The 14,621-nt window shown below is 34.4% G+C and carries 15 protein-coding genes and 1 riboswitch; of the genes, 7 read left to right on the top strand and 8 right to left on the bottom strand.

Going from position 1 to position 14,621, the window contains the following annotated elements; genetic code table 11:
- Positions 1 to 34 precede the first annotated feature (34 nt).
- On the top strand, positions 35 to 1,762 hold the full coding sequence (locus VP395_RS02685) for a porin family protein (RefSeq protein WP_346240162.1): 1,728 nt from the start codon (positions 35 to 37) through the stop codon (positions 1,760 to 1,762).
- A 36-nt stretch (positions 1,763 to 1,798) separates the two neighbouring features.
- On the top strand, positions 1,799 to 2,431 hold the full coding sequence (locus tag VP395_RS02680) for a hypothetical protein (RefSeq protein ID WP_346240161.1): 633 nt from the start codon (positions 1,799 to 1,801) through the stop codon (positions 2,429 to 2,431).
- On the opposite strand, the gene VP395_RS02675 is transcribed toward VP395_RS02680, so the two are convergent.
- Positions 2,407 to 3,105 (bottom strand): class I SAM-dependent methyltransferase, encoded by a 699-nt coding sequence (locus VP395_RS02675; RefSeq protein WP_346240160.1) that lies wholly within the window; start codon positions 3,103 to 3,105, stop codon positions 2,407 to 2,409. The two genes, VP395_RS02680 and VP395_RS02675, sit on opposite strands and share 25 nt — an antisense overlap.
- Before the next feature lie 51 nt (positions 3,106 to 3,156).
- Between VP395_RS02675 and VP395_RS02670 the strand changes: the two genes are divergently transcribed.
- The gene (locus tag VP395_RS02670) at positions 3,157 to 3,675 is read left to right on the top strand and encodes a YkgJ family cysteine cluster protein (protein WP_379884147.1); all 519 of its coding nucleotides are present in this window, start codon (positions 3,157 to 3,159) and stop codon (positions 3,673 to 3,675) included.
- Between the two features lie 45 nt (positions 3,676 to 3,720).
- Here VP395_RS02670 and VP395_RS02665 read toward each other — a convergent pair whose 3' ends face one another.
- Entirely contained in the window at positions 3,721 to 4,800 is a 1,080-nt protein-coding gene (locus tag VP395_RS02665) for a serine hydrolase domain-containing protein (RefSeq protein WP_346240158.1), read from the bottom strand.
- 11 nt (positions 4,801 to 4,811) lie between these two features.
- Entirely contained in the window at positions 4,812 to 6,101 is a 1,290-nt protein-coding gene (locus VP395_RS02660) for an exo-beta-N-acetylmuramidase NamZ family protein (RefSeq protein ID WP_346240157.1), read from the bottom strand.
- Between the two features lie 8 nt (positions 6,102 to 6,109).
- Between VP395_RS02660 and VP395_RS02655 the strand changes: the two genes are divergently transcribed.
- The 4 genes from VP395_RS02655 to VP395_RS02640 all read left to right on the top strand — a co-directional run bounded on the left by VP395_RS02655 (position 6,110) and on the right by VP395_RS02640 (position 8,919).
- Positions 6,110 to 7,345, top strand: a complete 1,236-nt coding sequence (locus VP395_RS02655) for an ABC transporter permease (RefSeq protein WP_346240156.1) — start codon at positions 6,110 to 6,112, stop codon at positions 7,343 to 7,345.
- 223 nt (positions 7,346 to 7,568) lie between these two features.
- Complete coding sequence (locus tag VP395_RS02650) at positions 7,569 to 7,862, top strand: type II toxin-antitoxin system HigB family toxin (protein ID WP_346240428.1); 294 nt, start codon at positions 7,569 to 7,571, stop codon at positions 7,860 to 7,862.
- A gap of 2 nt (positions 7,863 to 7,864) precedes the next feature.
- Positions 7,865 to 8,221: a helix-turn-helix domain-containing protein gene (locus tag VP395_RS02645; RefSeq protein WP_346240155.1), complete on the top strand. Its 357-nt coding sequence runs from the start codon at positions 7,865 to 7,867 to the stop codon at positions 8,219 to 8,221.
- Between the two features lie 293 nt (positions 8,222 to 8,514).
- Complete coding sequence (locus VP395_RS02640; RefSeq protein WP_346240154.1) at positions 8,515 to 8,919, top strand: hypothetical protein; 405 nt, start codon at positions 8,515 to 8,517, stop codon at positions 8,917 to 8,919.
- A gap of 444 nt (positions 8,920 to 9,363) precedes the next feature.
- Here VP395_RS02640 and VP395_RS02635 read toward each other — a convergent pair whose 3' ends face one another.
- The 5 genes from VP395_RS02635 to VP395_RS02615 form a co-directional block, all read right to left on the bottom strand.
- Positions 9,364 to 10,383, bottom strand: a complete 1,020-nt coding sequence (locus tag VP395_RS02635; RefSeq protein WP_346240153.1) for an acyl-CoA dehydrogenase family protein — start codon at positions 10,381 to 10,383, stop codon at positions 9,364 to 9,366.
- A complete protein-coding gene (gene pnuC / locus VP395_RS02630) occupies positions 10,352 to 10,957 on the bottom strand; it encodes a nicotinamide riboside transporter PnuC (RefSeq protein WP_346240152.1) in 606 nt (201 codons plus the stop codon). The genes VP395_RS02635 and pnuC overlap by 32 nt, the downstream gene beginning before the upstream one ends.
- Before the next feature lie 59 nt (positions 10,958 to 11,016).
- Positions 11,017 to 11,126, bottom strand: a riboswitch (TPP riboswitch).
- Positions 11,127 to 11,206: 80 nt separating this feature from the next.
- Entirely contained in the window at positions 11,207 to 11,689 is a 483-nt protein-coding gene (locus tag VP395_RS02625) for a CIA30 family protein (RefSeq protein WP_346240151.1), read from the bottom strand.
- Entirely contained in the window at positions 11,689 to 12,498 is an 810-nt protein-coding gene (locus VP395_RS02620; RefSeq protein WP_346240149.1) for an amidohydrolase family protein, read from the bottom strand. The genes VP395_RS02625 and VP395_RS02620 overlap by 1 nt, the downstream gene beginning before the upstream one ends.
- 31 nt (positions 12,499 to 12,529) lie before the next feature.
- The gene (locus tag VP395_RS02615) at positions 12,530 to 14,614 is read right to left on the bottom strand and encodes a beta-galactosidase (RefSeq protein WP_346240148.1); all 2,085 of its coding nucleotides are present in this window, start codon (positions 14,612 to 14,614) and stop codon (positions 12,530 to 12,532) included.
- Positions 14,615 to 14,621: the final 7 nt, after the last annotated feature.

Below are 14,621 nucleotides of genomic sequence, written 5' to 3'. Positions count from 1 at the left end.
GTAATTCGTCAATCGTAAATCAAAAATATAAAATATGCGTAAGCAAATAAAAAATATATTATCAGCAGTTTTTGTACTAAGTGTAACTTTTGCTTTCTCTCAAGTGAAATCAAACGACACCATCAATACAGGGGTTATAGACGTTGTAAAACCGTATACGCCAACCATATCGGATGCTTTTAAGGTAAAGGAAGTACCATCTACCGATGATGAAACGACACAAGCTAAAAAGGAAATCAAGTACAACATATTTTCGTTTCCAGTGGCTTCAACGTTCACACCTGCAAAAGGAAAAGCGGCAGTTGTAGATAAAGCAAAGCCTATAAAACTATATGATAATTATGCGACTTTAGGAGTTGGTACCTACACCACTATTTTAGGTGAAGTGTATTTAAATCATGCTATTAGTCGAACCGAAAGTGTAGGTGGTTATGTAAGCCATCATTCATCTGGAGGCGGTATTGAAGGCTTATCTTATGATGACGATTTTCTTAATTCAAAAGCAAATGTAAATTATTCATCACGCTTACGAGATTTGGCGTGGAATGTAGAAGGTGGTGTTGGTTACCAAAGGTATAATTGGTATGGTGTTCCCCAGTCGCAACTAGCCGCATCACAATCCAATAACATTCAAGTAGATCATTCTTTTTTTAATGCGCATTTAGGTGGCGATATTTCTTTTGAAGATACCTATATTAATTCAGCTAGTTTCTTGTTCAGACGTTTTGGAGATAATCAAGGTTCAGCAGAAAATAGATTTAGATTTAAAGGAAAGGTAGATGTGCCGATTAATGATTACGAAATTGCTACCGATGTGGTTATTGATTATTTAAGCGGAGGTTTTGATAGGGGTTACAACACGGTAAATGAGTTAAACTACGGAAACATTCAAGTAGGTATTTCTCCAACGTATGAGCTTAAACAAGACGATTTAACCTTAAATTTAGGCGTGTCATTATTTTACATGAGAGATAATGAAGCAGATGACAGCAAAATATATTTATACCCAAATGTAACCGCAACCTATAGATTGGTAAACGATGTATTGATTGCTTATGGAGGCATACAAGGAGATTTAATTCAGAATTCGTATTATGGTTTTGCTAATGAAAACCCGTTTGTATCGCCAACTTTGGAAATTACACCTACAGATCAATTGTATAATGCTTATGTGGGTTTAAAAGGAAAAGTAACCAGCAACGTGAGTTATAACATTAGCGGACGTTATTTAGCCGATAGAAGTAAAGCCTTGTTTAGAAATAATGAAATTACATTAACTACTCAAGATTATTCGTATGGTAACTCCTTTGGAATTGTGTACGATAATGTAAAAACCTGGGGTGTTTCGGGCGAAATAAATGTAGATGTAAACCGAAATTTCAAATTAGGATTAAAAGCAGAAACATTTACTTATAAAACTGATGATGAAGCCGAAGCGTGGAATTTACCAGATTTTAAAGGCTCTTTGTTTTTAGATTATCAAATAAACGAAAAGTGGTTTGCTGGTGCTAACTTGTTTTATGTAGGCGAACGTAAAGACCAATTCTTTTTAAATGATGGCATGACGGCTACAACGCCTTTTACCGTAAATTTAGATAGTTATTTTGATGCTAATGCACATGTGGGCTACCATGTAAATAGCCAACTTTCCATATTTGCAAAAGCGAATAATATTGCAAATGAAGGGTATCACAAATGGCAAAACTTCCCGGTACAAAGTGCACAGTTTTTAGCAGGGGCTACTTATAAATTTGATTTTTAGTGCATAAAAAGCGTTGTTTAATAAAAATTCACTTTAATGATGTTAAAAAGCTCAATTACATTTTTTTTGTTCTTTGTTACTTTTTTTATAAATGCACAATATAAAGATTTGACAGATGCAGAAATTTATTTAAAAAGTGGAGAAATCTTAAAAGGTAAAGCTAGATTGACGATGATTGAAGCTAAAGGAGGGTTTCCTTTGTCTTCAGATTCAAAAGAATACTTAATTTATTTTAACACTGAAATTAAACAAAGAAAAGGAACAAAATTTAGTCCTGAAGAAGTCGAAAAAGTTTTTTTCGATTTGGATTTAAAAGTAAATGGTAGAAGAGTAAAAAAACAAACAGCATATATTCCTGTAATTAAGAATGAAAAGAAAAGTAAACTTGGTTTTGCAGAACTTATTATAGATGGAACCGTTAAATTAGTTCAAAGATCTGTTTCTAACTCTTCTGATAATAGATTGCGTATTTATAAAGAATCATTGTTGGTGAGAGATAATAGTGAAGCCATTGTTTTTAATTATGCAGAATTAAAGTCATTTAAAAAACGGGCATCAGAGTATTTTAGCGATTGCTCTAGTTTAGTTTCAAAAATTGAGGATGAAAAGTATAAACGTAAAGATTTAGAAGATTTGGTGAATTATTACAATGATAATTGTGCCAAATAATCAAAATGCTCTCCTTCAGCAACTAATTCACATTTCAGTCCAACGGTTTCACAGGCCAATTGTAATTTTTCAAAATCTAAATACAACCATTTCATAGGGTCTTCTTCGTCGCCTTTATAGCTTAAAAAGTAGTCGAGTTCGCCATGGTAAGCAGCATTCATATCCATCCAAACGCCACCGTCTTCATCTTCATACATATACTGAATGTCCGATGAATCAATGAAAATTTGTCCGTTTGAATTCAACAGACTTTTTAAATGCGATAAGTATTTTGAGACTTGAACCAATTCCTGAAAAATGCCCGTACCATTCATCAGCAATAAAATGGTATCAAAGTTTTCAGTTTCGTTTAAAATGTGTTTTACTTCAGCATGTAAAATACCTCGTTGTTTGGCCACTTCAATAGCCCCTTTTGATATATCGATGGCTTTTACTTTAAACCCTTTTTCTTGTAAATATAAACTATGGCTTCCTGCACCACAACCAACATCCAAAATACTTCCTTTGGCTAATTTCAATGCTTTTTGCTCCAGTTTGGGCATTTCTTTAAACGAACGAAATAAATAGGGTAGTGGCAAATCGTCTTCCTCTGAAATATTGGTAGAGGTGATAATATTTTCGGTATAACGTCCGTTTTGGTAATCTAATAAGGCTTTTCCAAATAAATCTTTCAAAATAAAAAGTTTAAAGTTTAAAAAGTTTCAGGTTTAAAAGTTATATTTTTGATGTGTAAACTTGAAACAAACAACTTGGAACAATTTCTAAAAAACCTTCCAAAGCTCGCCAAAGATAGGCATAACGAGACTAAAAAATTCTTCGCGAAGCTAAAAAGTAAACCGCCCAAAAATTTGGATTATGTGATGCAAGATTTACATGATGCCGAGTTTAAAAAAACGGATTGTTTGGACTGCGCCAATTGCTGTAAAACCACCGGGCCATTGTTTACAGACAAGGATATTGAGCGTATTGCAAAACATTTTAAAATGAAAACACAACAGTTTATCAATCAGTATTTGCAGATTGATGAAGATAACGATTACGTGTTGCAAAGTGTACCCTGTACTTTTTTAGATACCGATAATTATTGCTCAATTTATGAAGTGCGCCCAAAAGCGTGTCGTGAGTTTCCGCATACTGATAGGAAAAAGTTCCAGCAAATTTCCAACTTAACTTTAAAGAATGTGGCTATTTGTCCGGCAGCATTCAACATTGTTGAAGAAATGAAAAAACGGATTAAGGGCTAGGCTTTAGCTATAGCGATTAGAAAAAAATCTTTCCAGTTTCAAATCTTAATCAATAAAAACAGCTTCAAGTTCTTTGCCAAAATCTGGCATTGAAATACCTGTGGTATTAGCTAAAACGGTAATAACAAGTTCTTCTTTAGGGTATACCATTAAAATAGTTGAAGCGCCTACGCCACCTCCCGTATGATAATATTTTGGTGTGCTATTTTTTGAAGTTTCAACCGAAAAGCCAATACCATAGCCTGTTCTTTCTCCAGTTTTTAAATGTTGAGATGTCGTAATTTGAGAAAGAGTTTCTTTAGATACTATTTTTGGTGAAATGAGTTCGTTTCCAAATTTAATCAAGTCTTCAGATGTAGATAAAAAACCGCCTCCAGCAATCTTAAATTCATTACAAACAGGACTAGCGGGGATATGTTTTTTTAATAATGAATTTTTGTAAAAATGGGTACAATTAGGAACTATAACGTCTGATGCATCCATCATAGAATGTGTCATGTTTAAAGGCTTGAAAATGGTGTCGGTTACAAAAGTATCAAAAGGAATGTGGGTTACTTTTTGCATCACTTCACTTAATAAAACATATCCAAAAGAACTGTAATTAAATTGAGTTCCTGGTTCAAATAAAAGCGGATCGTTTTTAAATAAATCCAACCCTTCAGTAATGCTCATTTTTTTGTTTAAAGCATATTCCGAGTTGTCTTTGTAGTGACGAATTCCTGCTAAGTTACCACCAAGATGCCTTACGGTTATATCATACGTTTGCTTTGGGTAATCGGGTATAAAATTATAGATACTAGAATCTAAATCAATCAATTTATCATCAATTAATTTAGCTAAAGCAAGTGCAGTAATAGATTTTGAAATACTGGCAATTCTAAAAATGGTACTGTCTGGTTTTACGCGTGTTCTTGGTTTTCTGTTTGAAAACCCAAATCCTTTAGACCAAAGGAGTTCGCCATGTTGAGATACCGATATGGACATGCCCGTAATGCCATGTTTTCGCAGAAATTTTTTAGCAAGTTTATTGGCTGTTCTTGTTTTAACTTCTGTTGGGCTTTCAGTAGTTTGGGTAAATCCTATAGCGCTTAAAAGAAGCATTATAGAAGCAATAATTCTTTTCATTACTGTTAAAGTTACTTATAAATTAAGTGTTTGTTTCTTGTTTTTTTAAAGGTGTTTAATCCTTCTTGCCATGTGGCTTTTATTTCGGTTTCTGTTAAACCTGCTTCAATTTGTTGTTGTAATTTTTTAGTCCCTGCTAATTTCGTAAAAAAGGCATTGAAAAATATTTCTTTTGGGGCGTATTGTTGATTTGATTTATAAAATTCAATTAACCAATTTAAGTTTAAACTATTTAATGGCTCATTATTAGATAAATCATAACCATGACAAACTTTGCCTTGATATAAAGGTTGTTTCGCACCCTCATTTGGTTTAGGGGTGAAGTCAAAATTATGTCTTTTTAGGTAAAAAAAAGGAATTCCAATCACTTGAAACTGTTTATCTGTTCCACGCCCCACACTCACATTCGTACCTTCAAAAAAACATAAACTTGGGTAAAGGTTTATGGAAGTGTCATTTGGTAAATTAGGACTCGGTTTTATGGGCAAACTATAAGTTGTTTGGTGTGTATAATTTTTATTAGGAATCACTTTCAATTCACATTGAATACCGTTTTTTAACCATTTTTCACCGTTTATCATGTTAGCATATTCACCAATAGTCATGCCATGAACCACGGGAATAGGGTGCATGCCCACAAAACTTTTGTGTTCCATATCTAAAATCGGGCCATCAATATAATGTCCGTTAGGGTTGGGGCGGTCTAAAATTAATACAGGAATATTAGCTTCAGCACAAGCTTCCATCACATAATGTAACGACGAAATATACGTGTAAAAACGCGCTCCAACATCTTGAATATCAAAAATGATGATATCCATATTTTTAAGCTGTTCGGATTTTGGTTTTTTATTGTCCCCATAAAGTGATACAATAGGGATGCCCGTTTTTGTGTCAATACCATCTTTAATATGTTCGCCTGCATCGGCAGTACCTCTAAATCCATGTTCGGGTGCAAATACTGTTTTTATATCAATGTTTAAAGCAATAAGTGAATCTACAAGGTGGGTGTAGTTTGGGTCTACCGTCTTCTGTCTACCGTCTATCATCTTTTTAAATATTACAGAAGTTTGGTTCGCCACAACACCAACACGTTTTCCTTTCAACAATGGTAAATAAACATCGGTTTGGTTGGCACCAACTATTATTTCGGGGGTTTGGTTTTTTGGTGTTTGTTCTTCGGTCATTGGTCTTCCGTCTTCTGTTACCAATGGATCGACATTCTTTTTCGAAAAGTTTCCGCAAGAAATCATTCCTAAAACAAATAATAAAACTGTATTTTTGGCAACATTAAACCGCATAGTATATTTTGAATTACGAGTTTTTTTTAGCTAAACGCATTATTGGTAGTAAAGCGTATAAAAGTAGTGTTTCGGCACCAATAATAAAAATTGGTATTGCAGCAATTGCTATTGGTATTGTGGTTATGATGGTAGCCATTGCAACAGGCATAGGGCTTCAGCAAAAAATTCGTGATAAAGTGGTGGCATTTAATGGGCATGTTACTATTACAAATTACGATAGCAACAATTCGCAGGAAAGTTTGGTTCCTATATCTAAAAAACAAGATTTTTACCCCAAGTTTAAGGAGGTTGAAGGCGTAAAACATATTCAAGCAGTAGCTTCCAGGTTTGGCGTTATTAGAACCGAAACCGATTTTGAAGCAGCCTACCTTAAAGGGGTGGGAGCCGATTATGATTGGGACTACTTTAAAGAGTTTTTAATTGAAGGCAAACTACCAGATTACACCAAAGACAGAAACGAAGATGTTTTAATTTCGCAATATTTAGCCAATAGGTTGGGGTTTAAAACAAACGATACCTTTCAAATGGTGTTCCCTAAAGACGATGCTGAGAAACTGCCAAATATTATTACCTATAAAATTGTGGGGATTTACAATTCAGGGTTTCAAGAGTTGGATGCGCAATATCTTTTAGGCGATATTCGCCACATACAACGCATCAGTAAGTGGGATGCAGATCAAATTGGCAATTTTGAAGTGTTTATTGACGATTACGACCAGCTTCCAAGAAAAGGCATCGAAATTTATAGAGCCACCCCATCCACACTAAACACCCAAACCATAACCGATAAATACGCTTCCGTTTTTGAGTGGATAAGTATTTTTGATAAAAATATTTATGGCATTATTGGCATCATGATTTTGGTAGCGGGCATAAACATGATAACCGCACTGCTGGTTTTAATACTAGAACGCACCCAAATGATAGGTGTTTTAAAAGCCTTAGGCAGCAACAATTGGAGCATCCGCAAGCTATTTTTATACAACGCCAGTTACCTAATTATATTAGGTCTTTTCTGGGGAAACCTTATTGGTTTAAGCTTGCTATTTGCACAAAAATACCTCAAACTATTCCCGTTAGATCCTGGCGTGTATTACGTGACCGAAGCACCCGTTTACATTAGTTTTAGCTATATAATATCCTTAAACATTGGCACCTTACTACTGTGTTTACTCATGCTGCTAGTACCTTCGTACATCATCACCAAAATATCGCCAGTAAAAGCCATCCGTTTCGAATAGTTTTTTGGGCGTTACCACAAGGGTCGGGTTTTACATGCAAGTCCTCGCTCGTACCTCGCTGTGGGCTTTTCACTGCAACCCCCAACGCACCAGCACCAAAGTACAGTGTTTGTTTAAAACATCATGGCGAGACATTATGTCATCTGTACATAATTTAGTAAGAAAACCAAATAATTACCATATTGGTAACTTTTTTGTTATATTTGCGACAAACAACTATAATGTGCGGGTAATAGCAAAACGAACTTTACGGGATTTTTGGGAAAAACACGCTGATTGTGAAGAACAATTAAAATCGTGGTATAGAGAAACCGAAAAATCCGAATGGAAAAACATTAACGATTTAAAAAATGAATATCCAAGTGCGAGTATTTTAAAAGACAATCGAATAGTTTACAACATCAAAGGCAATAACTATCGCTTGATTGTAAAATTCAACTTTGAATACGGAATATGCTGGATAAGGTTTATGGGGACTCACGCAGAATATGACAAAATTGACGCAAATAACATCTGATTATGAAAATATTACCGATTAGAAACGAAAAAGACTATAAAAAAGCGCTCGAAAGACTTGAGGATATTTTTGATGCAAAAAAAGGAACGGAAGCAGGAGACGAATTGGAAATCCTTTCAATCTTAATTGACCGATACGAAAATGAGAATTTCCCAATCGGAATGCCCAACCCAATCGAAGCAATTAAGTTCCGAATGGAACAAATGGGAATGAATCAAAAAGATTTGGCAGAAGTTATTGGCTTTAAAAGTAGAGTAAGTGAGATACTAAATAAAAAAAGAAAACTTACTTTGGATATGATTAGAAAACTTAACACCAATCTAAATATTCCAACCGAAGTTTTAGTTCAAGATTATTAAATAAAGCCAATGGCTAAATTGGGCTTTAAGCAATTGCTAGTCCTTGCTTACTTCTTAAAATCTTAACGTACCTCGCTGTGGGCTTTTCACTGCAACCCCTAACGCACCATCACCAAAGTACACTGTTTGTTTATAATGTTATGTCAAATCACGAAGCTATCTGTCTATTTTTTAGTTAAATAAAATAGGAGTTTTTTGTAAGTGAATATTTATTATGTTTGTGAATACATAAATTGGATATGGATAATTGTTTATATTCAATTGTTGTAAAACATTTACGAAACGCAACCTGAATGGAAATAATCAATCAATCTGACATAAAAAAATACTATAAAATTTTTGGATATGTAAATCTGATTTTCAGTATTCTTCTTGTGATTTTTTTGACTGATATAGACCTAAAAGAACGGATTTTTGCTCTAATAGCAATTAATGTCGGATATCATATGCTCTATTTGTTTTTTTCAAGCCTATCAAAGGATTCATCTCGAATGAATAATAATTTCAATAAAATTGTTGGAACTGGAATGCTAAAACTTTTCTCAATATTTGGAATAGCATGCTCTTTCACAATAATTTACATTTTCATTTCAACCGCTATTTCAGAAAAAGAATATATTGGACTTTTTGGAATTTGTATTGCTATCGGACTTTTTCTTGGAGCCTATTCTTTATGGACTGATTTGAATAATGAATAAAAAAAAACATTTTACAACATTTAAGCAAAAATTAAAACTCTGTTTGAGATTATTTAAAATATGAATTTAAGTAAATTAAATAAAAATAAATGGATGGTATATATTGCAAACGGACTATTGCTTTGGATTACGTTCATGACTTTTATAATATTTACGATAATGAATAAGTATTCAAAAAACGCTGAATTGTTTGATGAGTTTAAGCGAATAATTGTTGATATAAACGCCCCATTTATTCATGGAGGAATTATATTAACTATTGGTCTTTTTCTCATGATAATTTCTAAAATATTAAAATCAAATATTTCTATTATAGCAACTGGAATATTGACCCTTATTGTATATTACTTTAAGATGCTATGGATTGGAGTATAAAAAACGTTTTACAACAAAGAACTGAGCTAAAAAACAAGTTCAATTATAGAGTTAAGCACTAGAAGTTCCTTACTTTCTAGTAAAATTATGATGCTGCGTAGCCGTAAAATAATCTCTAAAAATTCTATTTAGTACATGGGTTTCACTACAAGCCTTCATACCCAATAGCGGATATACTTTTATAATAGCTTCCGTAATTTCTTTTACCGATGCCGATGCGGTGGCGTGTACAGTTTCTATATAGGCTTCTGTAATTTCGGTTTCGTTAGCAGTAAATACTTCAATAGCTTCAGCAAATTTATAAAGTTGTTTGTTGGTTTTATAAAGCATCAGAATAAATGGCTTTAATGGGTCTTGTTCTAAAACACTAGAAGCTTCATCAAAAAAATGCTCCGCCATTCCTAAATAATTCACCCAAAGCGTTAAATCGGCAAATACCGAAAACGGTATTTTAAAAATAGGTTGTGGCAAATAAAAGGTATTGTAAACAAACGCATATTTTGAAGAAACCTTTACCGACTCTACCTTAAACGAATGGGTGGCTGTGGCTTTTAAACCCATAGTATGCCAGTCTTCAATAATGCTAACTGCTTCTTTTGGAATCACAAACGAATAAACCAAAGGAGTTCCATCGGCATTCAAAACAGGTTTTCCGTTGTCAATAATTTTAGCGTTCAATGTAAAATGAGAGAGGTAAGGAGCGCCCGTGGCGTAATGCCATTCCCCAGAAATAATATAATCATCACCCTGTTTTACCGCTTCACCAAAAACACCACCACTACCTCCAAAACACACGGTGTTTTTTGGGTTTAAAAAAATATGGTTGGCAATTTCGGGGTGTAAATTTCCAATAAAATAGGTGGCACCACTGCAAAGTGTAACGGTCCAGCCTAAACTGCCATCGATTTTAGCAAGGGCTTGAAGTTTCTTTAAACCTTCGGTTAGGGATAGTTCCAATCCGTTAAACGCTTTTGGAACCCATAAACTCCAAAGGTTTCTATTGGCTATCCATTCCAAAGTTTCGGATGAAAATTCAGGAGCTTCCAATAGGTTTGGACTAAGCGGTTTTGTATTGATTTCTTGATTCATTTAATATAATTTGTCGCCATTTAAAGTACCCAGATGTGCCAACTGCAAATAGGAATATAGTTAAACCAGCATAAATGTATAGTTCTTTATAAAATAATAACGGAATGGAAATGATGTTGCTAACGTTTAAGTAAATCCAGTTTTCCATTTTCCGTCTTGCCATAAGCCACATACCAGCCCAGGCAAAAGCGGTGGTGGTAGCATCCCAATAAGGCACATCGGAATTGGTGTGTTCAGATAGCCAATATGCCATAATGATGAAACAACCTACTACAATGCCAATGCCTTTTAGGTGTTCTTGCCAATTGGCGTACGTAATAGGAACTTCTTCTTTTTGCTTGCCAAACTTCCAATAAAACCAACCGTAAATGCTCATGGTTAAGTAGTAAAGATGCAGTAGGATGTCGGCATACAATTTTGAGGCATAAAGCACCCAAATACCAATGAGTATGGAAATAATGCCAAATAAATAATTGTGAATATTATTTTTTCGAGCAAGAAGTACTTGGGTAATGCCGAAGCCAGTACCAAGCCATTGTAAGATAATAATTGGTGAAAAAAAATCGGTCGTCATTGTTTTTAGTTTTAAACGAATGAAATGAGAGGAGACGAGCCATAAATGGAAAGAGGTGAAAACCGATTCCATAAAATCCCTACGCTGGCATTACCCAGATCAGGTACCGAGTTAAAAACTCTTGGGTATCATCTCAGCCTGTTTAAAACAAGCACCCCATTCTATTGCAAATCTAGAACTAAAGATGGTATAATAAAAGTGAATCTGCTTTTTTGTTTAATTGAATTATGCCAGCAGCATCTTACCACACTATTTAAGTAGAATACTGTCAATTTCTAATTTAAAAACTTCTTCTTTCTTGTTCCCAATTAAAAAAGCAATTTGTTCCATCTGTTCCCCTGAATAGTTTGGTAAATCTAAGGTTTTACCTCTAAATGCAGGATACATACTGCTAAATGGAATTTCGATAGTGGTCCAATTTGAAGTTGTATTAAATAGTGCTATATAAGAGTGTTTATCGGTTGCATGACTTTTAATTCTAAACTGATAAGTTTTACCATCTCCTTTTATTTTAAGGCATACTTTGGTGTACATTGAGGTGTTTTTAGTGTCAAAACAATAGTTCACCATCGAAAAACCGCCATTGTTTTCTAAAGAAACTTGACCACTAAAAACACCAAAACCAGCATCATTTAAAGTAAATAAACTATTGGATTTACCACCCATAACCACGTCGTTAATGGTTTTCCAGTTGGTAATATCACTAGAGGTATTAAAGTTGAATAATTCCATTACAATTTGCTAACATCAATTTTAAATAAATCGGCAGCATTTTTCCAAAGAATCAATTCCTTTTTTTCTTCAGGAAGTTCTAATTGGTTCATGAATTTCAAATACGATTTCATATTCGAAATTGGCCAGTCAGTCCCATAAAGTAAGTATTTGGGGTCGCCAGCATAGGTTATCATTTCTTCAATTTCTTTTTTCATATAGCGTTCAAACTTATCGGAGAAATCGCCTAATACCAACCCAGAAATATCTGCATGTACGTTTTGGTTTTTGTAAACTACTTCCATACAATCTTTAATCCACGGGTTTCCAACATGGCAAATGACGATTTTTAAATCGGGGTAATCCACCGCTAAATCATCAATATGCAAAGGGTGTGAATATTTTATTTTTCCTGTTGGGGCATAGGTGTCTCCAGAGTGGAACATAACAGGTACATCAAATTCAATAGCCATATCGTACACCACTTTCAATCGAATATCATTGGGGTAAAAAGGTTCGTAACCAGGGTAAAACTTTAAACCTTTAATAAGTCCAGATTCCAGGTATTCACTAATTTCTTTTAAATCGCGGTAGTTGTAATTGAGGTAACTAATGCCAGCAACGACCCCAAGGTTATTTCGCCCGCTTATTGCTTCTACCACTTGTTTAGTGCTTGGTCTGTGTTCGTTTACTTTATAAGATGAAAGCACTAAGGAATAATCTACCTTGTTTTCTAACATAGTGTCTGTTAGCTTGTCTAGGCAATCGTTTAAAGAAACTACACGCTCTTCGTGGTAGTTGTTAATATGAGTATGTACGTCAATAATCATAGTGTGCTATTTTTTAATTAATTTTTAGGTTTTAATATTTCCAAACTAATACATCTGCAGTTTTTAATGTCTTGTTACCTATTAAAATCTCGGAGTTTTGAGGTAAATTCATGTTATATGGTTTGTCAGAATAATTTACAGCAATACCAAAACCGTCGCGATATTCAACCATAATACCTTCAGGATAGTTTTCAATAGCGATATTTTGTTGCTTGTATAATTTGGTTAATACTTGTTTTTCAAGATCACCATTTTTTGAATCAACTCCAATATAGGTTACGGTGCCTTTATCTAATTTATAATGGACAATTGAAGGAGTTCCAGAATAAAATTCACTATTGTAAGTGCCCCAAGTTTCTGTTCCTTTAAAAGGTTTTAATAAATCGCCCCAACTTGTCCATTCAAATTCTTGGTTGTTAAATTTGGTTTTTCCAGTTGATTGAGGCATTAACAAATCGTAAGATTCAATTTCTGAACCTATGAGTTTCCAGATGGGTTCGTAAAATTTAGCTTCCCAAAGATGTCCGTTTCTATTTTGAATTCCCGAACGGCAACTCAACACTAAATTACCACCGTTTTGGGCGTAGGAGGTTAATTTATCAATCATTTGTTGGTCAATCATTTGGTAAGCTGGTGCTATTAAAACCGGGTAGTTTGAGAAATTAGTAGAATCTCTAACAAAATCTACTGGAGCACCAAATGATTTTACAGCCTTATAGTATTTTAAAAAGTGTGCTTCAGTATCCCATTCTTTGGTTTGTTTGTTCAAATTGATACCCATAACATTATCGGAATTGAACAAAACACCTGTTTTTCGCTTTAAATATGATTCCGGTAACGTTACCTTAGCATTAAATTTCTTCCGTAGTTTATTAATTTCATTAATGAACTGATTGAATTCTTTGCCACCTGTAGTTGGAGTAACACCATCGGTACCTACAATGCCGTAATGATATTGTTCGTAGCCATACAATGGTGCGCGGTAGCGATAAGTGCAAGTAAATTTACTGCCACCAGCAAATACGTGCCATAACCACATACGTATAGTGCCAGGTAATGGTTGTGGATTGATACTGCCCCAGTTTACTTGTCCGGGTTGTAATTCCATAACACCGTACATGCCTTTTAATGGGCGAAAAAAGTCGTTTGCCATAGCAATACGCGAGTATTCACCAACCCGGTAGCCTTGAGATCCAATGCCTAAATCGCTACCATAAACCATGTACCGCGTATAACAATCAAAATCTAATTCTTTGCTCATGCCCACATAACCAACATCGTACATAGGGATATAATTAGATGTTATCCATTGGTTTTTAGTGGCATACTTTCGAATTTCAATAGCTTGCTCATCAAGAAACGAAGCTGTTTCATGGTCGGCAAATCGGTAATGGTCTAACTGTGAATGTAAATTCATGCCCCATTGTTTGTGCAGAGGCAGGTTAATTTCATCAAAATGGCTATAGGTTCCGCTCCAAAAATTATTTCCCCAAGCTTCATTTAAAACATCAATGGTTTTGTATTTTTCTTTCAACCACTCTCGGTAACGATTTAAAGCATCATTTCCATAATCAAGAGAACGACGTGGTTCATTGTCTATTTGCCAACCTATAACACGCTTATCGTGGCCGTATTTTTTAGCTAGTTCTGCAATCATTTTCATGGAATAAGAGCGGTAGTAATTATTTGAAAACGTAGCATGTTGACGTGAACCATGATCCATTTTAGAGCCATCTTCCATAGTAGCAAGTACATCGGGGTGTTTACGTACCAACCAAACAGGAGGTGTTGCGGTTGATGTGCACATAATAACTTTTAAGTTATATTTCGCTGCAAGTTCTAAAGCAGTGTCTAGCCATTTAAAATCGTATTTGCCTTCTTCGGGTTCTAGTTGTGCCCAAGCAAATTCACCAAAATGGGTAAATTCATATCCCATTTCAGCAATGTTTTTTAAGTCGCGTTCCCATTGAGTAGGGTTCCAATGTTCGGGGTAATAGTAAACACCTACTGTTGTTAAGTTTTTTGTTGGAAAAAAATGGTCGAACTGTTGTGCAAAACAATTTATGTTTAGCATTATAAAAAAAGCAGTTAGAAATGTTTTTATTTTAAACGTCATTGTGTTT

This window comes from Mariniflexile soesokkakense (assembly GCF_039650365.1).
Lineage (GTDB): Bacteria > Bacteroidota > Bacteroidia > Flavobacteriales > Flavobacteriaceae > Mariniflexile > Mariniflexile soesokkakense.
Note: the sequence above shows the minus strand (reverse complement) of the source record. Positions and strands in the feature narration are given on the sequence as shown.

What these genes read in the sequence shown, in the direction of transcription:
- VP395_RS02685 (WP_346240162.1), top strand. Translation starts at nt 35, where the DNA reads ATGCGTAAGCAAATAAAAAATATATTATCAGCAGTTTTTGTACTAAGT.
- VP395_RS02680 (WP_346240161.1), top strand. Translation starts at nt 1,799, where the DNA reads ATGATGTTAAAAAGCTCAATTACATTTTTTTTGTTCTTTGTTACTTTT.
- VP395_RS02670 (WP_379884147.1), top strand. Translation starts at nt 3,157, where the DNA reads ATGTGTAAACTTGAAACAAACAACTTGGAACAATTTCTAAAAAACCTT.
- VP395_RS02665 (WP_346240158.1), bottom strand. Translation starts at nt 4,800, where the DNA reads ATGAAAAGAATTATTGCTTCTATAATGCTTCTTTTAAGCGCTATAGGA.
- VP395_RS02660 (WP_346240157.1), bottom strand. Translation starts at nt 6,101, where the DNA reads ATGCGGTTTAATGTTGCCAAAAATACAGTTTTATTATTTGTTTTAGGA.
- VP395_RS02645 (WP_346240155.1), top strand. Translation starts at nt 7,865, where the DNA reads ATGAAAATATTACCGATTAGAAACGAAAAAGACTATAAAAAAGCGCTC.
- VP395_RS02640 (WP_346240154.1), top strand. Translation starts at nt 8,515, where the DNA reads ATGGAAATAATCAATCAATCTGACATAAAAAAATACTATAAAATTTTT.
- VP395_RS02635 (WP_346240153.1), bottom strand. Translation starts at nt 10,383, where the DNA reads ATGAATCAAGAAATCAATACAAAACCGCTTAGTCCAAACCTATTGGAA.
- pnuC (WP_346240152.1), bottom strand. Translation starts at nt 10,957, where the DNA reads ATGACGACCGATTTTTTTTCACCAATTATTATCTTACAATGGCTTGGT.
- VP395_RS02625 (WP_346240151.1), bottom strand. Translation starts at nt 11,689, where the DNA reads ATGGAATTATTCAACTTTAATACCTCTAGTGATATTACCAACTGGAAA.
- VP395_RS02620 (WP_346240149.1), bottom strand. Translation starts at nt 12,498, where the DNA reads ATGATTATTGACGTACATACTCATATTAACAACTACCACGAAGAGCGT.
- VP395_RS02615 (WP_346240148.1), bottom strand. Translation starts at nt 14,614, where the DNA reads ATGACGTTTAAAATAAAAACATTTCTAACTGCTTTTTTTATAATGCTA.